This is a genomic window from Trichococcus sp. TS_SC_9 (genome assembly GCF_056156325.1).
Map to the genome: position 1 here is coordinate 1,323,475 of NZ_CM149591.1, position 23,087 is coordinate 1,346,561.

The 23,087-nt window shown below is 45.8% G+C and carries 25 protein-coding genes and 1 riboswitch; of the genes, 17 read left to right on the plus strand and 8 right to left on the minus strand.

Features of this window, described 5'->3' with window-relative positions:
* Nucleotides 1-203 precede the first annotated feature (203 nt).
* Nucleotides 204-950: a DUF2087 domain-containing protein gene (locus AC0J5I_RS06460; protein ID WP_475304817.1), complete on the minus strand. Its 747-nt coding sequence runs from the start codon at nucleotides 948-950 to the stop codon at nucleotides 204-206.
* Between the two features lie 84 nt (nucleotides 951-1,034).
* Entirely contained in the window at nucleotides 1,035-1,412 is a 378-nt protein-coding gene (locus AC0J5I_RS06465) for a hypothetical protein (RefSeq protein ID WP_475304820.1), read from the minus strand.
* A 199-nt stretch (nucleotides 1,413-1,611) separates the two neighbouring features.
* Here AC0J5I_RS06465 and ftsH point away from each other — a divergent pair, with 199 nt between their 5' ends.
* The 5 genes from ftsH (at nucleotide 1,612) to AC0J5I_RS06490 (ending at nucleotide 6,945) form a co-directional block, all read left to right on the plus strand.
* Entirely contained in the window at nucleotides 1,612-3,447 is a 1,836-nt protein-coding gene (gene ftsH / locus AC0J5I_RS06470; RefSeq protein ID WP_475304824.1) for an ATP-dependent zinc metalloprotease FtsH, read from the plus strand.
* A gap of 416 nt (nucleotides 3,448-3,863) precedes the next feature.
* Nucleotides 3,864-4,214 (plus strand): DUF2200 domain-containing protein, encoded by a 351-nt coding sequence (locus tag AC0J5I_RS06475; RefSeq protein WP_475304828.1) that lies wholly within the window; start codon nucleotides 3,864-3,866, stop codon nucleotides 4,212-4,214.
* 51 nt (nucleotides 4,215-4,265) lie between these two features.
* Nucleotides 4,266-4,580, plus strand: coding sequence for a pyrimidine/purine nucleoside phosphorylase (gene ppnP, locus AC0J5I_RS06480; protein ID WP_475304831.1), 315 nt, complete (start codon nucleotides 4,266-4,268; stop codon nucleotides 4,578-4,580).
* A 497-nt stretch (nucleotides 4,581-5,077) separates the two neighbouring features.
* Nucleotides 5,078-5,572 carry a DUF6803 family protein gene (locus AC0J5I_RS06485; protein ID WP_475304835.1) on the plus strand — a complete coding sequence of 165 codons (495 nt, stop codon included), beginning with the start codon at nucleotides 5,078-5,080 and terminating at the stop codon, nucleotides 5,570-5,572.
* 503 nt (nucleotides 5,573-6,075) lie between these two features.
* Nucleotides 6,076-6,945: a GDSL-type esterase/lipase family protein gene (locus AC0J5I_RS06490; protein ID WP_159072106.1), complete on the plus strand. Its 870-nt coding sequence runs from the start codon at nucleotides 6,076-6,078 to the stop codon at nucleotides 6,943-6,945.
* 113 nt (nucleotides 6,946-7,058) lie between these two features.
* Here AC0J5I_RS06490 and AC0J5I_RS06495 read toward each other — a convergent pair whose 3' ends face one another.
* Nucleotides 7,059-7,286 (minus strand): cytochrome b5 domain-containing protein, encoded by a 228-nt coding sequence (locus tag AC0J5I_RS06495; protein ID WP_475305584.1) that lies wholly within the window; start codon nucleotides 7,284-7,286, stop codon nucleotides 7,059-7,061.
* Between the two features lie 225 nt (nucleotides 7,287-7,511).
* Nucleotides 7,512-8,843: a ferredoxin reductase family protein gene (locus AC0J5I_RS06500; protein ID WP_475304842.1), complete on the minus strand. Its 1,332-nt coding sequence runs from the start codon at nucleotides 8,841-8,843 to the stop codon at nucleotides 7,512-7,514.
* A 149-nt stretch (nucleotides 8,844-8,992) separates the two neighbouring features.
* On the opposite strand from AC0J5I_RS06500, the gene AC0J5I_RS06505 reads away from it, so the two are divergent.
* The 6 genes from AC0J5I_RS06505 to AC0J5I_RS06530 all read left to right on the plus strand — a co-directional run bounded on the left by AC0J5I_RS06505 (nucleotide 8,993) and on the right by AC0J5I_RS06530 (nucleotide 13,639).
* Entirely contained in the window at nucleotides 8,993-9,676 is a 684-nt protein-coding gene (locus AC0J5I_RS06505) for a response regulator transcription factor (RefSeq protein WP_475304847.1), read from the plus strand.
* A complete protein-coding gene (locus AC0J5I_RS06510; RefSeq protein WP_475304850.1) occupies nucleotides 9,673-11,019 on the plus strand; it encodes a sensor histidine kinase in 1,347 nt (448 codons plus the stop codon). The genes AC0J5I_RS06505 and AC0J5I_RS06510 overlap by 4 nt, the downstream gene beginning before the upstream one ends.
* A 149-nt stretch (nucleotides 11,020-11,168) precedes the next feature.
* Complete coding sequence (locus AC0J5I_RS06515) at nucleotides 11,169-12,092, plus strand: cation diffusion facilitator family transporter (RefSeq protein ID WP_475304854.1); 924 nt, start codon at nucleotides 11,169-11,171, stop codon at nucleotides 12,090-12,092.
* A gap of 28 nt (nucleotides 12,093-12,120) precedes the next feature.
* The gene (locus AC0J5I_RS06520) at nucleotides 12,121-12,390 is read left to right on the plus strand and encodes a nucleotide modification associated domain-containing protein (RefSeq protein ID WP_107994672.1); all 270 of its coding nucleotides are present in this window, start codon (nucleotides 12,121-12,123) and stop codon (nucleotides 12,388-12,390) included.
* Between the two features lie 6 nt (nucleotides 12,391-12,396).
* Nucleotides 12,397-12,675, plus strand: a complete 279-nt coding sequence (locus AC0J5I_RS06525) for a hypothetical protein (RefSeq protein WP_475304858.1) — start codon at nucleotides 12,397-12,399, stop codon at nucleotides 12,673-12,675.
* A gap of 286 nt (nucleotides 12,676-12,961) precedes the next feature.
* Nucleotides 12,962-13,639 carry a ferritin family protein gene (locus AC0J5I_RS06530; protein WP_475304861.1) on the plus strand — a complete coding sequence of 226 codons (678 nt, stop codon included), beginning with the start codon at nucleotides 12,962-12,964 and terminating at the stop codon, nucleotides 13,637-13,639.
* Between the two features lie 200 nt (nucleotides 13,640-13,839).
* On the opposite strand, the gene AC0J5I_RS06535 is transcribed toward AC0J5I_RS06530, so the two are convergent.
* From AC0J5I_RS06535 to AC0J5I_RS06545, 3 genes are all read right to left on the minus strand, one after another.
* Nucleotides 13,840-14,577 carry an amino acid ABC transporter ATP-binding protein gene (locus tag AC0J5I_RS06535; protein ID WP_107994674.1) on the minus strand — a complete coding sequence of 246 codons (738 nt, stop codon included), beginning with the start codon at nucleotides 14,575-14,577 and terminating at the stop codon, nucleotides 13,840-13,842.
* 4 nt (nucleotides 14,578-14,581) lie between these two features.
* Nucleotides 14,582-15,250, minus strand: a complete 669-nt coding sequence (locus AC0J5I_RS06540) for an amino acid ABC transporter permease (protein ID WP_107994675.1) — start codon at nucleotides 15,248-15,250, stop codon at nucleotides 14,582-14,584.
* A gap of 231 nt (nucleotides 15,251-15,481) precedes the next feature.
* Nucleotides 15,482-16,324, minus strand: a complete 843-nt coding sequence (locus tag AC0J5I_RS06545; RefSeq protein WP_475304869.1) for a transporter substrate-binding domain-containing protein — start codon at nucleotides 16,322-16,324, stop codon at nucleotides 15,482-15,484.
* A gap of 345 nt (nucleotides 16,325-16,669) precedes the next feature.
* Here AC0J5I_RS06545 and ade point away from each other — a divergent pair, with 345 nt between their 5' ends.
* The 3 genes from ade to AC0J5I_RS06560 are packed head-to-tail and all read left to right on the plus strand — an operon-like array spanning nucleotide 16,670 to nucleotide 20,131.
* Nucleotides 16,670-18,394 (plus strand): adenine deaminase, encoded by a 1,725-nt coding sequence (gene ade / locus AC0J5I_RS06550; RefSeq protein ID WP_475304872.1) that lies wholly within the window; start codon nucleotides 16,670-16,672, stop codon nucleotides 18,392-18,394.
* Nucleotides 18,395-18,436: 42 nt separating this feature from the next.
* Nucleotides 18,437-19,486 carry an inorganic phosphate transporter gene (locus AC0J5I_RS06555; protein ID WP_475304875.1) on the plus strand — a complete coding sequence of 350 codons (1,050 nt, stop codon included), beginning with the start codon at nucleotides 18,437-18,439 and terminating at the stop codon, nucleotides 19,484-19,486.
* 12 nt (nucleotides 19,487-19,498) lie between these two features.
* Nucleotides 19,499-20,131 (plus strand): DUF47 domain-containing protein, encoded by a 633-nt coding sequence (locus AC0J5I_RS06560; protein ID WP_475304878.1) that lies wholly within the window; start codon nucleotides 19,499-19,501, stop codon nucleotides 20,129-20,131.
* Nucleotides 20,132-20,280: 149 nt separating this feature from the next.
* Here AC0J5I_RS06560 and AC0J5I_RS06565 read toward each other — a convergent pair whose 3' ends face one another.
* Nucleotides 20,281-20,517 (minus strand): hypothetical protein, encoded by a 237-nt coding sequence (locus AC0J5I_RS06565; protein WP_475304882.1) that lies wholly within the window; start codon nucleotides 20,515-20,517, stop codon nucleotides 20,281-20,283.
* A gap of 229 nt (nucleotides 20,518-20,746) precedes the next feature.
* A riboswitch (SAM riboswitch) is annotated at nucleotides 20,747-20,857 on the plus strand.
* 81 nt (nucleotides 20,858-20,938) lie between these two features.
* Between AC0J5I_RS06565 and AC0J5I_RS06570 the strand changes: the two genes are divergently transcribed.
* The 3 genes from AC0J5I_RS06570 to AC0J5I_RS06580 all read left to right on the plus strand — a co-directional run bounded on the left by AC0J5I_RS06570 (nucleotide 20,939) and on the right by AC0J5I_RS06580 (nucleotide 23,037).
* Nucleotides 20,939-21,229 (plus strand): hypothetical protein, encoded by a 291-nt coding sequence (locus AC0J5I_RS06570; protein WP_475304886.1) that lies wholly within the window; start codon nucleotides 20,939-20,941, stop codon nucleotides 21,227-21,229.
* Between the two features lie 24 nt (nucleotides 21,230-21,253).
* Nucleotides 21,254-21,616: a DUF488 domain-containing protein gene (locus tag AC0J5I_RS06575; RefSeq protein WP_475304890.1), complete on the plus strand. Its 363-nt coding sequence runs from the start codon at nucleotides 21,254-21,256 to the stop codon at nucleotides 21,614-21,616.
* A gap of 380 nt (nucleotides 21,617-21,996) precedes the next feature.
* Nucleotides 21,997-23,037, plus strand: coding sequence for an NAD(P)-dependent alcohol dehydrogenase (locus tag AC0J5I_RS06580; RefSeq protein WP_475304894.1), 1,041 nt, complete (start codon nucleotides 21,997-21,999; stop codon nucleotides 23,035-23,037).
* The last annotated feature ends 50 nt before the right edge of the window (nucleotides 23,038-23,087 follow it).

Genomic DNA, 23,087 nt, shown 5'->3' on the forward strand with positions numbered 1-23,087 from the left:
TCTTTTTACAGAATAACATTGGGAATTTTTAAAATATTCCATCCAAGAGTCAGCACCCATGGAAGGTGATGGCTCTTTTTTTTCATATGTAGAATAAAAAAAGTTCATTAATACAAATAAAAAATCAACCTCTCTTCAAAAAAAAACCGAAGAAAAGTTGATTTTTTTTGACTGTTTTATTCAACATCTGTTGAAAAAAAACGTTAGTCAGTGATAACCCAGTACTGTGAGCCATCGCTATTACGATCCATAAATCCATATTCAATAAAATAGCGACGCACCGTCACATAATCATCGTGAGCCGTTTTAATGATGTCGTTGACTTCCTTCTCAGAATATTTCTTTTCTTGATCAAAACGCTTCAAAATATGCTGCAGCACCATGATTTTTCGTTTTTCCTTACTTGGGAAAATATCCACTGCCCCATCTAATCCATTTTTAAAATATGTTTGCAGTACTTTTTCTCGTTCATTTTCTGTAATCCCATAGCGTGAATCCACTATTGTTTCCTCCTTGTGAATAGGGCTATCTTTCATGGGTACTCTGCTATTGTCCAGGTTGGCCATCAGAGCAAGAAAAATTTTTGCCTGCCTTTCCTTTTCCTTCAGCTTGAATCGATGTTGGCGAATGGTCGAGATGCTTCCCGACGAAGATCGCTCCAATATTTCCTTGTCGGACAGCCCTTGATAAAATAGCTGTAGCATTTCCCTTTGGACGTCAGATAATCCTGTATATTTTTTATCTAATTGAATTAATGTTTCAAAAACAGAGCCATGTGATTGCTGTATGTGCACGAGCATAGCCTTTTCCGCTTCATAAAGCACCTCTCCTATTGAATAGATGATGCCCTGTTGGTAAGTTTTATGACAAAATAAGCATGCGTAGCTTTTAGCATGCTGATCAAATCGATAACCGTTCTGTAATTCTAGTAATGTGCTGTTGTCAATCATAAAGTTCTATCCTCCTTTCTCTTGTTTATACAAACGATTATGCGATTTGTTATTTTATTTGTAAACAAAAACTAGAAACGTTTGTTAAAGTGAGGTTTTCACTTTCCAAGCAAAATAAATAAGCGCCAAGGCGAAAATGCCGACTGAATATTCCAGTAAGGTATAGGCAAACATTGCTATCTCTGGTTGCATCAGATGCAGCTGATCAGCAATTATTTGGAAGATGTTCAACACACCAGCAATTATTGCAAGGTTGGCTCCAATTTTAGGCTTCTTCATTATCAATAGCACCGCCGCACTTTCACTGATCAAGATCACAAGAAAAAGCAGCAACCAAAACAGGGATACGTCGTTCTGAGGCCTGGTCTCGATACCGATGGGAGCGGGAAGTTCAAGAACTGTTAAAATAAGAATGCAGATAATGGAGACAATAATTCCTTTTTTAGCTGATTTCGGACTCATGCGACTCTCCTCCAAGTTTTCGTTTCTGCTTACGCCTATGAGATAGTCCTATTGCCGAATTTTGTCCATGACAAAGACTCTAGGATTCCAGGACGCAAAATCGGAATTGAGAAGCTGCCTAATTTTTTGTAATATCCTGTTTTTCTGGGATAATATAGGTGACGGAAAGTTCTTTTTTACGAATGGGAGGGATAATCTGATGGAGTCTAAAATGCCCCCGAAGGGCAATAAACAATGGCTGAATTTTGCTGTGACAACTGCAATTTTTCTGATTGTGCTGAATTTTTTCATTTTTCCTGGTGTGGATGAAAATGCGGTGACGGAAGTGGATTACAAGACATTCGTCACAATGGTGGAAGAAGGCAGTGTCGAGTCGGTTCTGGTGGATGAAAACCGGATAGAATTCACGGCGCTGGACGATGAAGGGGTAGAGAGCATCTTCATCACCGGCAGAATGGAGGATGCTCAACTCACTGACCGGTTGCTGTTGGCTGATGTAAAGTTTGAGAAAGAGATTATCGAAGAAAGTTCTCCACTGGTTAATTTTTTCCTGATCTGGATTCTGCCCATGGCGTTACTGTATGCGTTCTGGGGATTTATGATGCGCAGGCTACAGGGAAGAGTCGGAGGGCTCGGCGGCAGCGAAATGAAATTCGGCAAAAGCAATGTCATGATTTATGCTGCATCTGAAACAGGAAAAACATTTGCGGACGTAGCGGGCCAGGACGAAGCGAAAGAAGCACTTTGGGAAGTAATCGATTTTCTGCACAATCCCCAAAAGTACCGGGAAATCGGGGCGAAGATGCCAAAAGGAATTCTGCTTGTTGGACCTCCGGGGACCGGTAAAACGCTTCTTGCAAAAGCAGTTGCGGGAGAAGCCAGGGTTCCCTTCTTCTCTATTTCGGGATCAGAATTCATGGAGATGTTCGTCGGTGTTGGCGCAGCCAGGGTGCGGGATTTGTTCAATCAAGCGCAGGCAAAAGCCCCCTGCATCGTCTTCATTGATGAAATCGATACAATCGGCAAGAGCCGTAACCTGTCAGGGATAACCGGAAATGATGAGCGAGACCAGACGCTCAACCAGCTATTGAATGAAATGGATGGTTTCTCCTCGGAAAAAGGGGTGGTGATCCTGGCGGCAACGAACAAACCTGAAGTTCTCGACAAAGCGCTGCTGAGGCCCGGACGGTTTGATCGGCGCATTCCGCTTGAGTTGCCGGATATTGCCGGGAGGCAAGCGATTCTGGAGGTTCATGCAAAATCCGTCAAAATGGATGGCGATGTCGATCTGAAGGAGATCGCCCGGGACACACCTGGCAGCTCTGGAGCCGATCTTGCCAATCTGATAAATGAAGGCGCTCTCCATGCCATAAAGGAAGGGCGCAGCAAAATCAATCAATCCGATTTGGAGTATGCGTTGGAAATCATTCTGGCCGGATACCAACGGAAAAATGCGATCCTCTCGAAAGAGGATAAATTGGCGATCGCGTACCATGAAATAGGCCATGCGATTGTTGCTGCAAAACAGACCGATTCCGCACCAGTCAATAAAATCAGCATCATCCCAAGGACATCCGGAGTCCTCGGCTATACGATGCAATCGGAAGAGACGGACCAGCTGCTGATGAGCCGAGAAAAATTCCTGAATAAAATCGTCACCTACATGGGTGGACGTTCTGCCGAGGAAGTCATTTTGAATACGATAACGTCTGGGGCGGAGAATGATATAGAGGCCGCAACGGCTATCGCGCGGGCCATGGTCACACGATACGGCATGAGTGAAAAATTCGACATGATGGCTTTGGAAACGATCAATAACCCATATCTGGGAACGGATGTAACCTCGCTCGTATCGAATGAAACCTCTGCAAAAATAGATGATGAAGTTTTGCGCATCATCAAATTCGCCCACGAAAAAGCCAAGGAAATCATCAAGGCCAATGAACCGAAAATGCATGAACTTGCAAAGTATCTCCTCGAAAAAGAAACTATGAGCGGCGAGGAATTCATGGAAATGCTGATTCAGGAAGGGTAATGAGTCTGATGAAATAAGTTATACCTTTTTGCCAAAAAAATATTGGGGAAAGTTTCTGTAGGAGCTTTTGCAGCCTCCGTAGTAACTTGGACTTTGAATATTGTTCGTATGCAATAAAACTAGGAAGCAATGTGGCGGGGGGAGCAGAGAGCCGACTTTATCCGAAGCAGGGATTATTGCTATTCCTTAGCGAGGGATTTATTACGTAAAATGAGTCCAAAGTGCGATAACAAAAGCCGGTTAAACACATCAAATTGACGATGTGTTTAAGCGGCTTTTCTTGCTCCTAAGCTGTACCTGGTATGACGACATTTTTGGGCAGTCGTGCTAATAAATGATGAGCTTTTCTGAAGTTTATGGCATAATAAAAATCATAAACATCGAATAAAGTGTCAGAAAATCAGAAGGGAGCAGCCATGAAGAACACAAAAATTTTCGGGATGTCGTTTGCCAGCGTCTATCCGTTGTATATCCAGAAAGCCGAGAAAAAAGGGCGCACGAAAGAAGAAGTGGACGAAATCATTTTCTGGCTGACGGGATATGATGAAGCGACTCTGCAACAACTATTGGACAATAAAGTCGATTTTGAAACCTTCTTTGCACAGGCGCCTCACCTGAATCCTAACGTCTCGCTTATCACAGGGGTCATTTGCGGTTACCGTGTCGAAGAGATCGAGGACAAACTTATGCAGAAAATCCGTTATCTGGATAAACTCATCGATGAGTTGGCTAAAGGGAAGGCCATGGAGAAGATACTGAGAAAATAGGGTATACATGCAAGAAAAACATAAAATAATCAGGCTAATGGAGGAAATAGGATGGAATTCAAAAATGTGACAGTAATCAAGGAAGCAAATGTGTATTTTGATGGGAAAGTGACCAGCAGAACGGTCCTGTTCGAAAGTGGAGAGAAAAAGACGTTGGGCTTTATGTTGGCAGGCGAGTACGAATTCAACACCGATGCAGAGGAAATCATGGAAGTCCTGGGCGGCGACATGTCAGTCATGCTGCCAGGCGAAACGGAATACACACTCTACAGCAAAGGCCAAAGCTATGTCGTTCAGGCAAATTCTTCCTTTAAAATGATTGTCGAGAAGTATGTGGACTATTGCTGTTCATACAAAAACGACTAGATCTGAAGCACCACATTTGCAGTAACTGTGCAGCAGTGCAGGAAAAAAACTGATTTCAACAAAATAAACCAGCCCGAAAACGGAGTTCGAATTCCGTTTTCGGGTTGGTTTTTTATAGTGTATGGATAGCGGTTGTTTCCACTATCGATTTTCAGCTATTAAACATATTCAACGATTCCGCGTTTGAGAAGCTCTTTCCGCAAAGCTTCATTTTCTGAACGCAATCGTTTCACATCGGCTCTCAAAACAGAATCCTGGTTTCGGATTGTATTCATGATCAACCTCACTAAGATGAGAACAAGCAGTATTGAAATAATAAATTGGATTGTCAGCATAATTTGGACCCCTCTTTCCGGATTGTTTTTTGCTACAAACACAGAATATCAGGTCATTATGTAGCTCCGATGAAGACGCCCAATCTCCATCCAATCTACACATTTGTTCGGTATATTAAGACTATCAATTTTTAGTTATTTTACTTTGAGGAGGAAACAAAAATGAGCATGACTCATTACATGTCGTTATTAGCTTCAAATCAGCCCTGGAATCTGATCATCTTTATGGCCATCCCTGTGATTTGCGCGGAGACGCTGACGATTTCAGAATTTTTCATTATTTTTGACAGGGCAAAATCAGGGGGACTGAGGACGCTGAACAAAATCGTCGGCATCTTTGCCGGCTTCTATTTTACAGGTATTTTCTTCTACCTATTGTTTAACGCTGTGATCCCATTGACTACCACCAACGGTTGGCATACGTGGGTCGACGTTGTGGCAGTGGGTTTCTACTTGAGCGGTGTCCTGTTCCTTTTACCAATCGCATTAATGGAACTGGGTGTAATTTTCAAGAATAAAACTGATGAAGAGAAGATGAAAATTCACTTTATGCTGGTCGGAGGCTTCCTGGTCGTTGCCCATATTGCCATGATTTTCGGTATGGTGAATCCTGAAATCATCGACAGCATGGCCGTAATGCCTGGTATGACGAATTAGCTATTATTATGTAAATCTGTATCCAAAAGACGCATACAAATAATTAGCACCTCCCAAAATGGGTACGATAAACGTATCCATTTTAGGAGGTGCTTTTATGCGATGAAAAATGAAACAGATGTCTTTACAAATATAAATATACGGAATACAATGAAAATGTGAAATAAATAACAAGAATAGTTAGGATGATTGTTTAAATTAACCTAACCGTTTAATTTAATGACATAATGATCCAACTTGGAAATGAATGCGGATACAAAAGTGTGTGATTGTAATAAATTATTTTTTAACGGAGAAACCTGTGGAGGTTCAAAGAAATCCAGAGAATGGAGGTGCATACCGGATTGTAGAATAGCTGGATCTTGATTTCATAAGCTGTCTGAATTAGGTTTTGTGTTTAATGCTATTTTAGTCTCCGCTGATTAGAACGATATGCTAGGGATGTAAGATGCAGATCAGTATTTGAATTTTGTGCCAAAAAATTATAAAAAGGGGACCTTCATATGTTTATCCGAAAAATAGCCACTATGCTCCTGAGTCTATCACTGCTTTCCTCCATGGCCATCGGAACGGTATCTGCAGCACAAAACAACAAGACCATTGATTATGTCGCTTTGGGCGACTCCCTCGCAGCGGGGCAAAAGCCGACCGAAATCGGAAGTAACTCTACTAAGTTGTATGGAACGAGCTATCCTAAATTCATCCGTGATGATTTATCCGGGAAAGGTATATTGAACAGTTATGCTAATTTTGGCGTGTCGGGCTATCAGACTTGGCAAGTTTCTAATGACTTGATGACCACTGGCAGTGCAACCCAGAATGCGATCATTGAGGCTGAAATCATCACGTTGGATATCGGCGCCAATGATTTGCTATCTTATTTGGAAGCTGAAGAGGGCGATGTATCAAATTTGTTGGACAGTCTTCCTTATATGACTCCTGAACAAATAAGCGGTTTGATTTATCAGATGGATTCACTGAAGTCTATCGCAGTTCCTTACGTAGTGTATCAAGTCAGCACTCTCGTTGCGCAAATCAAAGCTTTGAATCCGGATGCCGAAATCTATGTCATGGGTTACTACAATGCCTTTTCCTGCCTTAATGATTATTCGGATGATCCCGCTCTTCAAGCTAAAATTGACCAACTTATTCCTGAGCTGGCCGAACTGATACAAGCGTATAATGTTGGCCTTGAGCAAGCAGTAACAGGTTTGTCTTATCAATATCAGAACATCACCTATGTCTCTACTTGGGAAGCGATGGGCGGGAACGTGGATTCGAATGCGAGGACCTATTTGCCGCTCGACATTCATCCGACCGTCCAAGGATATCGCGCGATAGCGCAAGCTTTCTGGGATGAAATGTCGGAATAATAAGCAAAATTCTCCAAAAGCAACACAAAAGGAAAGACTGAACTGGGCATATTGAGGCCTTGATCAGTCTTTTTTTTTCGATCGGTATGCTATTGAAAATCAAATTTTGGGGATTATCCCACCAATGTTCCGACAATTGGTAGCCCATCCAAAACAGAGGTACCATGCGGAGAACGGCTGATGGCGGGGGTGCAATCGGTGCCCGCCTGTACCCCATAATGGCTCCCGTTTTGCCATTTAGCTGCATTGGTGACATCGTAGACGATGCCATCAATGGCGACATAGGCATCATTCCCGTTCTTTCCGTCATACTGCGCTAATTCATCGAGGGTAAAGGTTATGGCATTCGCTTGGCTACTCGAAGAAGCAGCAACGCTGGATGACGATGCTGCTTCTGTCGATGAAACAACCGAGCTATTGGCATTGTTGGTAATTGCGATAGTCTCCGCCTGTGTCGTTCCGCAAGCTCCAAAAACGAAGCTCGCGCCGAGTAAGAGGGTAATCATTTTTACTTTGTTGTTTTTTTTCATTTTGTTTTCTCCTTTTTTTTGTACTTTCGTCATTCTTTACAATCCAAATGACTCGAAGTGGATTTTTTGTTTTGGAACATTTTTGGAAACCAGCGTCGATTCAATGGTATGCATGAATCCTTTGGGACCGCAGAGGACAAATTCGCTGATGGCATAGGGAACTGCAGCGGATTCGCAAATGGCTTCCGTCTTTTCTGCATCCAAGTAACCGTTCTGGGTTGAATAAAAAGGAATGAAGGTGAAGTTGGGCAACTCTTTCTGGAAAGAAGCTAGTTCCGTTGCATAGACAAGTTCATTCTCGTTGCGTAAACTCCAGACGAGCAACGTTTTATTTTTAGCATTTTTTTTGCGCAGGCTTTCGAGGATGCCCAGCATAGGTGTAATACCGACACCGCCGGCGAACAGCACTAAGCTCTTATCCGTGTTTTGGATGTCTTCCAGCGGTTGTCCTAAGCCGCCATAAGGACCTTCGACGGTCACTTTCGTCCCTGCCTTGATACGTTGGATGATGTGCGTATAGTCTCCAGAGTTCTTGATCGATACGGAAAGGGCATGCGGATTCTCCGGTGCGGAAGTCAAAGAAAATGGATGTTCCTCAAAACTATAGTTTTCATCCAGCACTCTTAAATAAATGAATTGTCCAGCCTTGTAATCAAAGCGCCGCCCGTTTTCGGCTGTCAGCGTCAAGCTGACAATCTGGTCGTTCTCGTTCACCACATCGGTTATGGTATACATATTTTTCTTCAGAAGAACAGGTCTGATCAGCTTGTGGTACACATAGAAGCTCAAAGAAACGGTGAAATACAGGGCGTACATCATGGTCAAAGTCATATCGCCCCGGACCAAGTAGGCGATGGTGATGACATGCACAGAAAGCGCGATGATGGCAACGATATTGAAATTATGCAGGAACTTCATGACGCTGTATTTGGAGAAGAAAAAATTGCCTACTGTATCCTTCACTATCTTGATTATTTTGATTTTTCCTAGCCAGTTGGTCATGAAGAACACGGACAATACAGTCAGCAGCAGAAACAGTAGGATGGCAAAATCCCCGAAGACAGTCGAAAATTCAAACTCACCCCAAGCGAAACTGGCCCATTCTTTGTGCATCAAGCCCAGAGCCAAAGCGACAATTGCCATGATGCCGTGGAAGCGATGGAACTTATCCAGGCTGAAGTATTTTTCGATAAATTTGGGTCTTGCCGCCGTTATCAGTTCAGATAGTAGCCAGGTGTAGCTGACGATGCCGATAAAAGCAGGCGCTGCGAGACTGAAATTTAGCCCTTTTAGCGAGATAAAGGCAATGGGTAAAGGGCTAAAAAAATAGATGGCGAGAATCATATATTGGATCACTTTTCTTTTCATACGTGTTTCCTCCGATTTCTTATTTATATTCATTATAGATAAGCAAATTTAGGATGGTATGAAGGTAAGCTGAAGATTAGCTGAAGATGCTATTTTTTGTTCTGTGAGCAAAAGGAAGCGTGCTACAATGAAGCAAAGAGGTGAACGCAATGGACGGGAAGAAAACGCGCGTTATGGTGGTGGATGACGAACAGAGCATCCGCGATTTTTTAACGATGGGACTGGAAGACGAAGGATACAGCGTGGAAACGGCAAAGGACGGCTTGACGGCGCTGACGAAAATGCATGATAATCCTTTTGACATCGTCATTTTGGATGTGATGATGCCGGGCATGGATGGCTATGAATGCTGCCGTATGCTAAAGCAGAAATATGATGTTGTCGTCATCATGCTGACCGCGAAGGACCAAGCGGAAGATACGGTAAAAGGATTGAAAACCGGAGCAGATGATTATCTAGCCAAGCCATTCAGTTTTCTGGAACTGCTGACGCGGATGGAAGTCCGCCTGAATAGCCGTTTCCCTCAAAAGAATACAGTCATCCGCAAGGGGCCCTTTTCGGTCGATGATGCCCGCCATGAGATTACGTTCGAGAATGAAAAGCTTGATCTGACCCCAACGGAGTACAAGCTGATGTGCTTGTTGTTCGATAATGTGAACATCGTCATTTCGAAGGAAACCATCATGAATAAGGTGTGGGGCTATGATTATTTCAGCAGTTCGAATGTTGTGGAAGTTTATATCCGCAACTTAAGGGAAAAGCTGCAGGATACGTCGCACCGCTACATCAAAACCGAACGCGGATTCGGCTATAAATTGGATGTGGAAGGATGAGAACGAAAAGCTTAAACAAGCAACTGTTCCAGCGAAGCATGCAGTTGCTGCTGCTGTTTTTGGTGATCATCGGTTTTTTGCAGACAACCTTGATTTATCTCTACACCGAAAATCAAAGGAAAATGGAGGTGGCGACCTATCTAGAGGCCCTCCAACAAACACCTGATCTGCTCGGAGAAGGAGAGCCGTTGATCAAAGAAGCGTCGGAGCTTGCCGAGGATTTCGCTTCAGATGCGAACATCGTTTTTTATGCGAGCTCCGGAGAAAAGCAAATAATCCACACCAATCGACTATTTTTAAAAAATAAAGAGACAGCAGCATACACTGAGCCTGTATATTATGAGGGGAAAGAGATCGGTACAATAGAGATCATCTATTCCATCCACGAGTCAGTGGAGTTGATGCTTACCCAGCTGATTATTTATGTGATTGCCAGCATCGTCATTCTCGTTTTGGCTTGGCGGTTCTATGGGCGTATGTTGAGGAAAACGCTGGCTCCTTTGGATAGCGTCATTGCCTCGGTTTCTGAGGTTTCGGTCGACAATCTTGATCAGCCGATAGTTATCGCAGATGCTCAAGCGGATATAGCCAAACTGGTGGATTCGACTAACGAGTTGAAAGTAAGACTGCATGATTCCTTTCAGATAATTGAAGAAAATCAGCATAAATTACAACAATTCGTTTCCGATGCATCGCATGAGTTAAAGACACCGCTGACGACAATCCAGGGCTATTCGGAAATTCTGTTACGGGGAAAACTGGATAATCCTGAAAAGATACGCTATTCTCTGGAAAGCATGCTTGATCAGACGAAACGATTGACGTATATTGTGAACGAATTGCTGGAACTTTCAAAATTGGATCGGAAGGTACAGATGGGGAAAGATGAACTGAACCTCAATGGTGTTCTGCAGGACCTGTATCCCTTGTTAAAGATGATCCAGGAGGGGCGGGAACTGAAGCTGTCGATAGGCGAGATACCGAATGTTATGATGAACCGCAAAAAAATCGAGCAAGTCATTTTAAATATCGTGCAGAATGCCATTTTCCATTCGGATCCGAAGACGCCGATCATGATCCGTACCTACCAAGAAAATGAAAAAGTTGTCATGGCAGTCACCGATTACGGTGAGGGTATTGCTGAAAAACATCTGCCGCTTATCTTTGATCGCTTTTACCGTGTCGACACCGATCGTTCGCGCGAAAGCGGAGGGACGGGATTGGGTTTGGCTATCTGCCAAGATATTATGCATGCACATAATGGGGAAATCGATGTGCAAAGTATGATGGGAAAGGAAACGACATTCTTTATCCGGTTTCCTAAAATGAAGGAAAGCGTGTAGAGTAAAAATGAAGAGGGATCCCGAAATTAAAATGGGAATCCTTTTTTCGATGAGGAAAAAAAGGATCTCGATTTTTCCATTTTATGCAATTTGGAGTATCATTAAGGCAGAGATGATTGCTTATTGTTTCGCATTAGGAGGGGTGAGTGATGACTGAACAGACCCATGTGCACAGCAATCCGGACGGTCTGGATGGCGTAAAAGGAAAAAATTTGCTCATAACCATGGTCCTGAAGATTGTGCTGACAATTGCCGAAGGATTGGGCGGCTGGTTTTCAGGAAGCTTGTCGCTGCTTTCCGATGCACTCCACAATCTTAATGACGTATTGTCAATCGTCATCAGTTGGTTTGCCGTCAAGATGGCAGAAAAAGAACACGATAAGAAAAACACATTCGGCTACAGAAGAGCCACCATCATAGCCGCGGTCATCAATGCTACCCTACTGATCATCATGTCGCTTTTCCTTTTCAGGGAAGCTTATTTTAAATTCATTCAGCCTGAAAAAATAAACGCACTGTTGGTCATCGTGATCGCTGCAATTGGGATCGTCCTCAATGTAGTGGCGGTATACCTGCTGCACAAGAGCTCCGGAGCTGACTTGAATATGCGGGCGGTATACCTGCATTTTCTGAGCGATGCCCTTTCCTCGGTCGGGGTGATGGTCGGCGGCATAGTCATCTATTATTTCGATGCTTACTGGATTGATCCTTTGTTGACTGTGCTGATTGGTATATACATTCTCAAGGAAAGCTATGAAATATTGAAAGAGTCGGTGAACATCCTGATGCAGGGAACACCAGAAACCGTGGACATCGATGAAATAGCGGAGGAACTCGAAAAGATGGATGCGATAAAAAACATCCATCACGTCCACATTTGGGCATTGGATGAGCATACGCTCTTTTTCGAAGCCCACGTAAATCTGCAAAATGACATTTTGGTCAGTGAATTATCCGACGTCTATGAGAAGTTGGAACAGGTATTGAAAGGGCGCTTCGGTGTGACCCATTTGACGATTCAGTTCGAATATAATTGTTGCGAGGATGCAGGCAGGGTACTCGATAAAGAATAAGGAAGAACAGAGGGAAGCGGTGGTGTATATGACGAAAGTTGAGCGGCACAGGGAAATATGCGAAAGGCTGAATCAGCTGTATGCGGCAAAAAATAAAGATTACGGGGACAGTTTTGGCGACAGCTTCCAAGAGTATGGGCTGACGATGCCGGCTATCCGATTGGATGATAAGCTGCATCGGTTCAAACAACTGATCAAGCAGGAGGCCGAAGTTAAAGACGAGAGTATTACGGACACGCTGATGGATTTAGCGAACTATGCAATCATGACCATCATCGAAATCGAGAACAAGGCATAATAGTAAGTGAATTTTTTAGCGCTTACCGATGTGGCCAAGAGTGCCGCCAGTATCGTACTTACCGATCCTGGGTTGGCAAACATTGTGTCATTGGTTGAACAAGGGCGAACAATTTATCAGCGCATATTAACGTGGATCATCAACAAAATCAGCCGGACAATTCTGAAATCAGCTTATGTAGCCATCGCATATGTAGTGACTGGGAAATTTGTTATATCTGCCTTCACCATGCTTTTGCTGCTTTCTCCATTTTGGTCTATGCAATGGCATCTTGTCTTCTTTTGAATGATTTGTTGAAGGTTACGATAATGAAAAAACTAGGTCATGGACTGTGAACACATCTTGATAAATACCGAAAAAGGATGACAGGCTAAAAATTCTAAAATATAAGCTGACGCAGTATAATGGTAGATGTAAAGAGCATCCGTAAATCAATTCCATATAGGCACTCTCATTTTTTCTTTTTAACTGGTTTCCAACTAATTGGATAAATGGCACCTGATCTTATTAAATGGAACAGGCCAATCGAATGAACGGTCAAGTTACTGCAAAACAAAGGGAGATGTACAAAATGAAAAAATTTATGGGGACCATGGTAAAAACAACTTTGACATTAGGCCTGCTAGTGATGACGGGCTGTTCGAATGTGTCAGACACCGAATCCAAAATTTCCGAAATCACTTCGAAAACGGTTGAATCCGCCTCCAAATTATCTGAAGAAGTATCCGAGGTAACCTCCGAATTATCTGAAGCAGCATCTGAGGTAACATCCGCATTATCAAAAGATACATATGGAACGGCAGGGGCTTTGGCTGACGACAATTACACGTTAGAGGAAATGCTGACCTATGCCATTCAGGATGAATACTTGGCGCAGGCTAAGTATACTGCGATTGCAGAAGCAAACAACAACGCTAATCCTTTCGCGAATATTGCGGAAGCTGAAGCCACGCACATAAACGAATTGCTTCCATTATTCGAAAAGAACGGAATCACGGTACCTGCCAACGATGCATCTGATAGGGTAACACTTCCGGATTCATTGGCAGCAAGTTATGCAATGGGTATAGAAGGCGAAACGCAAAATATCAGCATGTATAAACGTTTCCTTGAAGAAGAAGTACTCCCCCCCGATGTGAAAGCCGTTTTTGAACGATTGATGGCAGCCTCAGAAGAACATTTGCAGGCGTTTGAACAAGAAAATGCAAATTTTGGGGGAAATGAAGACAAAGGTAATAACCCCAACTAAATACTGACGATTGGGTTAGCTGAGGTTGATCTGTCATATATGGGATAGGCATTTTACTTCATTACGGATCGTACAAGGCTACCGTGCGATAGCGCAAGCTTTTTGGGATGAACTGTCGGAATAGGAAGATAAATTCTCGAAAACCCAAACAAGAAGAAAGACTGACCAAGCATCATGATGCTTTGGCCAGTCTTTCTTTTTTATATTGTTATGCTGTTGATGAAACGGGCGATTCGTGGCTCGGTTGTGCTTTCGAAGAAGTCCTTTGTCGGACCGTCGAAGCCGACTTTGCCGTCCTCCAGGAAGAGCATGCGGTCCGCTGCTTCCCGTGCGAAGTCAAGGTTGTGCGTCACAATGATCATGGACAGCTTCTCGGAAGCAAGTTCCTTCAGCACGCGCAGCACTTCTGCTTCCAATTCGGGATCTAGGGCAGAAGTCGGTTCATCGAACAGGACGAAATCCGGCTCCATGGCCAAGGCGCGCGCGATGGCTACGCGTTGCTGCTGGCCACCAGAAAGTTGATCCGGGTAGTGATCCAGTTTGTCAGCCAACCCCACTTTGGTCAGCAGATTCTTCGCTTTGGCCGTCGCTTCCGTTTTAGAAAGTTTCAGGACTGTGAGCGGGCCTTCGATGACATTTTCCAATACCGACAGATGTGGGAAGAGGTTAAAGCTCTGGAATACCATCGCCGTTTCTTTCCTGATGGCCATCATCGTTTCCTTTGAAATTTTGGAGCTGAAATCAACCTCGAGATTGCCGTTCTTCAAAACGCCGCTTTCGGGCACTTCCAACAAATTCAAGGTGCGGAGAAGGGTGGACTTGCCCGAACCAGATGGGCCGACGATGACAGTCGTTTCGCCGGTTCTGAAAGCCAACGAGATGTCCTTGAGGGCATGAAAGTCACCGTAGGATTTTTGGATATGTTTGATTTCGATCATGTCGTCACGCCTTTTTCAGATATTTGGAAGTTCTGATTTCCAACTTGCCTTGGATCCAAGTCAACACTGTACTGATAAGGAGGTAAATCACTGCCACTTCCATATACAGAATCAACGGTTCATAGGTAACGGAAGCGAATTGCTGCCCGACCATCGTCATTTCAATAATCGTGATGCTGGAAGCCAGGGAAGTTGATTTCACCAAGGAAATGAAATCATTCATGACCGATGGCAAGGCGATCCGGATGGTCTGCGGGAAGATGATCCTTTTCAGGACCTGTCCGTGCGTCATGCCCAAGGAATCGGCCGCTTCCCATTGCCCTCTCGGGATGGACAGGATTGCGCCGCGGATGGATTCAGCTGAATAGGCACCGCTGTTCAGGGCGAAAGTCAGGATTGCGGCGGTCCACGCATCTAACGTGATGTTCAGCTTCGGCAAACCGAAGAAGACGATGAACAATTGGATCAACAGCGGCGTGCCGCGGAATACCCACACGTAGAACCAAGCCAAGCCTTTTAGGATCTTGCTTTTCGAAATCCGCATGATTGCGGTAAGGACCGCCAGGATAAGGGACAAGGCAAAGGAAATCAGCGCCAAGGGGATGGTGACGGTAAATCCTGCTTCCAGAATAGGCCATAAGGCGTTTTCGATTATGGATAATGTATGCTGCAAAATTTACTCACCAATCCTTTTTATATTAAAAATTTAACAATTATTCAACGTTCAAAAGTGCATCACCGCAAATACCGCAAGAGATACCAAATTGTACCATGCATCCGACTATTATGGCTAGCTTCAACAATTAGTCCGTCATAAATCAGATAAATCGTACCGATTGTGCCTCCGAGGCGCTATCGGTACGATTTCTTAAACGTGGAACTGAACGAGCCCGTTCAGTTTTTCTTATTCGTTGGCTCCGACGCTGATGTCTTCGCCCAGGTATTTTTCGAAGATTGCTTTGAAAGTGCCGTCTTCTGTGCGTGCTGCGATGATTTCGTTCAGTTTAGTCTGGAATTCTGTGTTTTCTTTTTGCAGGATGATGCCGACTTCGTCATTGGTAGGCAGTTTTTCGTCGATCAGTTTCAACGTAGAATCTGGATATTCTTCAAAGTAAGTAAGGAACGTGATGTAATCATTGATCGTTCCGTCAGCACGGCCGGAAGTGATCAATTCAACTGCTTGATTGAAGCTGTCGACAGGTACGATTTCAGCGCCAAGGTCGCGGGCGTTCTGAGCGTAATTACTTGTAGTGGATTGGGCGGATTTTTTGCCGCTGTAGTCTTCCAGAGTTTGGATGTCAGAGTCTGCACTGACCGCCAATTGGCCATAGGACTCGAAATAAGCATCGGTGAAGTCATAAGCTTCTTGGCGTTCTTCCGTAACGCCGACGTTGTTGATGACGATATCGTATTTATTGACATCCAGTCCGGCGATCAAAGAATCCCATTTCGTTTCGACGAAGACAGGCTCCACGCCCAAATCTGCTGCGATGACTTCCGCGATTTCAACTTCAAAGCCCACCAGGTCGCCTGTTTCTGTATCATGGTAGCTGAACGGAGGGTAAGTGCCTTCCACCCCGATACGCAATTGTTTATTTTCTTCGATTGTTTTTAAGACGTTTCCTGCTGTGGCGGTGCTTGTTGCTGTTGAGGCACTGTCCGAACTTGAGTCAGTTGTTGCGCCGCAAGCCGCCAAAGCCAAGCCTGCTGTACCCACGAATAAGATCTTTGATAATAGTTTCTTCATTATATTCACTCCTGTTTTTGTTTTTTTTGTTTGAAAAGCTGCAGGTCTTTCGACCGAAAAAACTCCCCCAGACAGTTGTCGCTTGTGATGCTGGTCCGCAAATCGACATTTTCTTACTTTTTGTCGCTCTGAGGCATGAGGAAATCTTATCACCGGTGCATGTAAGAAGCAAACAGTTATAATCGAACAAGGTTGATAGGTAAAAGCGATCACCCGGGATTTATGAATGACGCAAATTGCGCGATGATTAAGAAGCTTATCGGTCCCCACGCGAATCGTGTATAATATAGGAAACAACAAGAGATTCGCTGACAAAGAGGGCGAATGGAACCAGGGGGAATTTGTATGGCAGATGTATTGAAAAGATTGATCCAGGCAGCACAGCAACCGGAGGAAGCGGATCTTATCATCCAAAACGGAACAGTAGTGGATGTATTTTCTTTGGAGACTTTTGAAGCGGACGTTGCGATTAAAGATGGATACATCGTCGGCATCGGTACTTATCCGAACGGGAATCATGTGGTGGACGCTTCAGGCAAGTATGTCATGCCGGGTTTTATCGACGGGCATATCCACATCGAATCGACGATGGTGACGCCGTCGGAATTTTCGCGTGCGCTCATCAAACACGGGGTGACGACCGTTGTGACCGATCCGCATGAAATCGCGAACGTTGCAGGAAAAGGCGGGATCGACTTTATGCTGGAGGATGCAGCCAATGCCGACATGGATATCCTGATGAAGCTACCTTCGTGTGTGCCGGCGACACCCTTCGAGCAGAACGGGGCAACGCTGACTGCGGATGATCTCCGGCCTTATTTGACCCATCCGAACGTCATCGGCTTGGCTGAAGTGATGGATTATCCATCCGTTTTGAATGCAAATCCGGATATGCTTGAGAAGATCCGCATGACGACTGAAGCTGGGCTTGAGGTCGATGGACACGCGGCCGGTTTGCCGGATACCGCATTGAATGTCTACAGCACAGCAGGAATCCGCAACGATCACGAGGCGGTGACTGCGGAAGAAGCAATCGCACGGGTACGCCGGGGCATTCATGTGTTGGTGCGCGAAGGATCGGCTGCGAAAGATCTGTTGGCGCTGTTGCCGGCCATCAATGAAAGGAACAGCCGCCGTTTTTCATTCTGCACAGACGACAAGCATTTGGACGAATTGGCCGAAGAAGGAACCGTCAATTATGCCGCTCAGCTGGCCATCCAACATGGTTTGGATCCGCTGATCGCCATCCAGATGGCTACACTCAACAATGCGGTGTGCCACGGCATCCATGATAAAGGCGCCATTGCACCTGGGTACCTAGCGGATATCCTGATCACGGACAGCCTGGAGACGTTGCGCCCGGAAACGATCATCAAAGATGGACGCTTGCTGGATCTGGATGCTTTGAGAAGCGTCCGCGCCACGGTTCCACAGGCCGTCCGTTCCTCCATCCATTTAAAGAAAGTGACAAAAGACGATCTGCAGATCCCGCTTCAAAAAGACCAGAAAGCTTGGGTCATCGGCGTTGTGCCTGGCCGGATCATTACGGAGAAAATCGTAGCGGATGTGCAGACGGAAGACGGATTCTTTGTTGTGGATCCGCAAAATGATCAAGTGAAGATGGTTGTGTGTGAGCGCCATCACCAAACCGGCAGCATCGGAGCTGGCATCGTCAGCGGGCTCGGTCTGAAACGGGGCGCTATCGCTTCGACTGTAGCCCATGACTCGCATAATTTGGTCGTTGCTGGAACGAACGATGAGGATATGCTGCTGGCAATCGAAGAAGCGGAACGTATGCAGGGCGGGCTCGTTATCGTTGATGGCGGCAAAGTGCTGGCGTCGGTCCCGTTGCGGGTCGGCGGCATTATGTCGGAAAAACCTTACGAAGAAGTCATCGAGGAACTGCATGTGTTGCATGAGCAGTTGGCTACGCTGGCGGAAGAATCGCAGAACATTTTCATGATCCTTTCGTTCCTGTGCCTGCCGGTCATTCCGCGTCTGAAACTGACGGATAAAGGTTTGTTTGATGTAGATTCCTTCCAGCATATCGCAGTCGGAATTCCGATGTAAGGTCACTTACTCCTCTGCAGTCTGGAAAGGCGGTGGTTCTTTATGGCGATTTCATTCAGTGAATTCATTCAGTTGTTGCTGTCAAGCCCGGCTATTGCGGTCACGGTGGCCTTGACGTTGGGAGTGGTTTTGGTGAACGGGTGGACGGATGCGCCGAACGCTATAGCCACTTGCGTTTCGACCAGAAGCATGACGCCGCGGAACGCCATCCTGATGGCCGCGGTGTTCAATTTTTTAGGTGTCTTTGCGATGACCGCAGTCAATGCGAAAGTTGCTCAGACGATGGCGAAGATGGTTGATTTTGGCGGGAATACGGATGATGCGGTCGTGGCGCTGTGTGCCGCGCTCTTCGCGATTGTGGTATGGGCCACTGCCGCCTGGTATTTTGGCATCCCGACCAGCGAAAGCCATGCGTTGATTGCCGGGGTGTCGGGGGCTGCAATCGCGTTGCAAGGCGGCATCAGCGGAATCAATGGGGCGGAATGGATCAAAGTGCTGTACGGCTTGGTGCTTTCCACCGTTCTGGGTTTATTTTTGGGTTTCCTTGTCGTGAAACTGGTCGGCGCGCTGTTCAGGGACGTTGAACGGCAAAGCACGACAACTTTCTTCCGCAATAGCCAGATAGCTGGTGCAGCGGCGATGGCTTTTATGCACGGGGCCCAGGATGGCCAGAAGTTCATCGGGATTTTTTTGCTGGGCATTGCCTTATCGCAAGGAAATGCCACAACCGACTTTGTGATTCCTATCTGGTTGATGCTGTTGTGTTCCACAGTCATGGCTTTGGGGACCGCAATCGGCGGCGGAAAAATCATCAAGACGGTAGGGGTCAACCTGGTGAAGCTGGAGACCTATCAAGGCTTCAGCGCTGATTTTGCCGGTGCTGTGAGCCTCCTGACAGCCTCTCTCTTGGGTCTGCCGGTGAGCACGACCCACACGAAGACAACGGCCATCATGGGCGTGGGCGCCGGCAGGCATCTGTCGAGCGTAAACTGGCTGACGGTCAAGGAAATGGTTTTTACGTGGGTGTTGACATTTCCAGGCTGCGGCCTTGTCGGTTATTTGATGGCAAAGCTGTTCATTCGGATATTCTAGGGGGCGCCGATTATGTTCAAAAAGAAGACGGAAAAGTTGGATTATTTCGATGAATTCATCAAGCTTGCCGAATGGGGTGTCCAATCGGCGAAGTTCTTGAAGCAGGTGTTGGCGGAGTATCCGGTCGCTGATCTCAGCCAAAAATTAGATGAGATGCATGAGATCGAACACAATGCCGATCTGGAGAAATACAAGCTGATGCGCTATATGTACAATGATCTGTTGCCGCCTTTCGATCGGCAGGATGTGATTGCACTGGTCACCAGTCTGGACCATGCCATCGACATGATTGAGGATGTCATGATCCACATGGAGATCTATCAACCGCAACACATTACCCCGGAAATCAACCAATTCCTGAATCTGGTGGAAAAATCAGCCGAGGAATTGCATACAGCGGTGCGGCTTTTGAAAACCTATAAGAAATCGCAAAAAGAGATCCACACAGTCATCGATCGGATCAATGCCTGTGAGAAGGAAGGCGATCTGCTTTACATCCAAACGATGCGTGATCTCTATCGGAGCGACGTGGACGCTGTCAGCATCGTCATCCTGAGCAAAATCTATAAATCGCTGGAGGATTGCTGTGACGCCTTCAAGGACGTGACCAAATTCGTGGAAGAGATCGCATTGAAATATGCGTAGGCTGGGAGCTGTAAAACAAAAAATCCCCACAAGTCAGAAAAATTCTGACTTGTGGGGATTTTTTTGGCAATAATAAGTTGTTCAAAACTGTCCATCAACTAAGATTCGTTGCCGGATGAACGAAACCATTTAGTATAGGCTAGAGTCAGTTATTCAGCGAGACAACTAAGATTTTCATCTCTGTCTCTGGCATGCATGCTTACGCCGTTCATCTGATGATCGTTTTCTGTGTGATGACGAAGATGAGTGGCATGGCTACGTACATACTGACCGTGATTTTCATATGTCACTGTATCCATCATCGCTGCTTCTACGGGAGTTGCGACAGCGAAGGTGGTCAATGCTGTAAAAGAAATCAGGCCAATCATCAAATATTTTTTCTTCATGGGTAAGTTCGTCCTTCCTATGTATAAACTGGCTATGTTTTACGAGATTGTTTCCGTATTGTTGATCGGACAAAAGAAATGATCAGCAACGCGGGATCGCTTGATCCTTCTTTAGTATACTAAGGAAGTGTGTAGAACAGATGTAGATGAGGAAAACAAATAAATGAATTGGCGATTAGTTGAATTTTGCGCAACGGTATGAAATAATATATACGAAAACTAAATAACTTCTTTATCACGAGAGATCGAGGGACTGGCCCGATGACATCTCAGCAACCGACCAACGCATGAACGCGGCAGCACGGTGCTAAATCCTGCAGAGCAATCTGAGAGATAAAGAAGAGTAAAGCGACATTCCCGACTCTTCTTGTTATAAGAAGGGTTTTTTGTTTTCAAAAAAAACAATCTGGAGGGAAAGACGATGACAATGACAAAAGAACAATTCGAACGCTACGAAAGAAGCTGCGAAAGAATGGAAGCGGCAGGCGGCCCGAAAAGTCAAAGCGAAGCCATGCTGCATCATCAGTACAAACAGCAAAAGGCTGCCGTTGCAGAAGCGCTTGAGATGGGTAAGGAGAACTATCAAACAGAACTGCTGGCCAAAGTAGCGGAAGTGCATCGGCTTGAGGGAGAAATCGCCAAGTTGCAGCAACGCCTTTATCTGGAGCGGGCGCAAGTGGATAAGAGGATGGAACTGGTGGCCCAGTTTTAAAGAAGCAATAGGAGGAGAATGGACATGGAACTGAAGATGAAGCGCATCTACGAATACCCGGCAGAAGCGGACGGCGTTCGGATTCTGGTCGACCGGTTGTGGCCGCGGGGCGTCAAGAAGGAGGCCGCACAACTGGATGCGTGGTTGAAGGACATCGCGCCTTCGCCGGATCTGCGCAAATGGTTTGATCACGATCCTGATAAATTCGCCGCCTTCAAAGAAAGATATGAAGAGGAACTGTTGACGAACCCGAAGACCTCGGTTGCAGTGGCGGAGACCCTGAAACATTTGGAAGCGAGCGACGTCACATTAGTTTATGCCGCGCGGGATCCGGAAATCAATCATGTCGTCGTGCTACGGGATTTTTTGGAGAAGCAGCGGAAATAGGCGCTTGTTTGTATTTAGGGAAGTGGAGGCACTATCGCAGCCGGATATCAAAAAAGACGCCCTTAAATGGGCGTCTTTTCATTTCTATGATTATTTTTGTTGCAAGACCACGCGGTAATAATCATCGTCACCTTTGAAAATCAATTTGATTTGCAGTTCCTTTTCGGAAAGTTCCGGATCAACAAAAGTATGGGGATAAAAATGGGAAATTGATCCGCACAAGGCAGCAATCTTCCAGATGATTGCCTAATGCGCTCGCGAAGTAGTTCGAGCTTACAATCGGTTATCGCTTGACTTAACCTTAACTTCAAGGTGTATGCTTTTTCTACAAGAGCGAGAACGCCGCTTTTGAATACAGAAGTATAATGGAGGAAAAATAGATGGTACTAGCGAGAGCAAGAGCGGTCGACGGTCCGGACGAACCGTTCCGATTTGCTGAAATAAAGAGACGAGAATTGGATGAACAAGACGTTCTGATCGAAATCAAATTTGCGGGTATCTGCCATTCGGATATCCATACAGCCCATGGCGAATGGGGACATGTGCACTATCCGCTCGTGCCTGGGCATGAAATTGCGGGATTGGTCACAGCGGTCGGATCTGGTGTGACGAAGCATCAAATCGGGGATCGCGTCGGTGTCGGCTGCATGGTCGATTCCTGCAGAGAATGCGAAAATTGTTTGCGCGGCGAGGAGCAGTACTGCCTCAAAGGCAATGTCCCGACCTACGCAGGAGTCGATAAATACGGCGAACCGACACAGGGCGGCTACTCGACGCATATCGTCGTGACTGAAGATTTCGTTGTGCGGATTCCGGACAATATTGGACTAGATGCCGCAGCACCGCTGTTGTGTGCCGGCATCACCACCTACTCGCCATTGAACCGCTGGCAGGCCGGCCCCGGCAAGAAAGTCGCTGTGATCGGACTGGGCGGATTGGGGCACATGGGCGTCAAAATCGCGCATGCGATGGGGGCCGAAGTGACTGTCCTGTCGCAAACGCTGAGCAAAAAAGAAGACGGCCTGAAGTTCGGGGCGCAGCATTATTACGCAACCAAGGATCCAGAGACATTCAAGGAATTGGCCGGCACTTTTGACCTGATCATCAATACGGTGAGCGCCGTTATCAACCTGGATGCTTACCTGGGCTTGTTGAAGCTCGATGGCACGCTGGTGAACGTCGGGGCTCCCGGAGAACCGCTGTCATTGAATGTGATGTCCTTGATCGGTCACCGCCGTTCCTTCGCCGGTTCCATGATCGGTGGCATCCGCGAAACGCAGGAAATGCTGGATTTCTGTGCCGAACACGGCATCGTTCCGAATATCGAAGTCATTTCCGCTGAGCAGATTGATGAGGCTTATGAACGCGTACTGGCTTCTGATGTCAGATACCGTTTCGTAATCGACACCAGCACAATCTGAGAATTATCAATTTAATAAACAGATAAGCTACCCCGGGCGATATTTTGTTT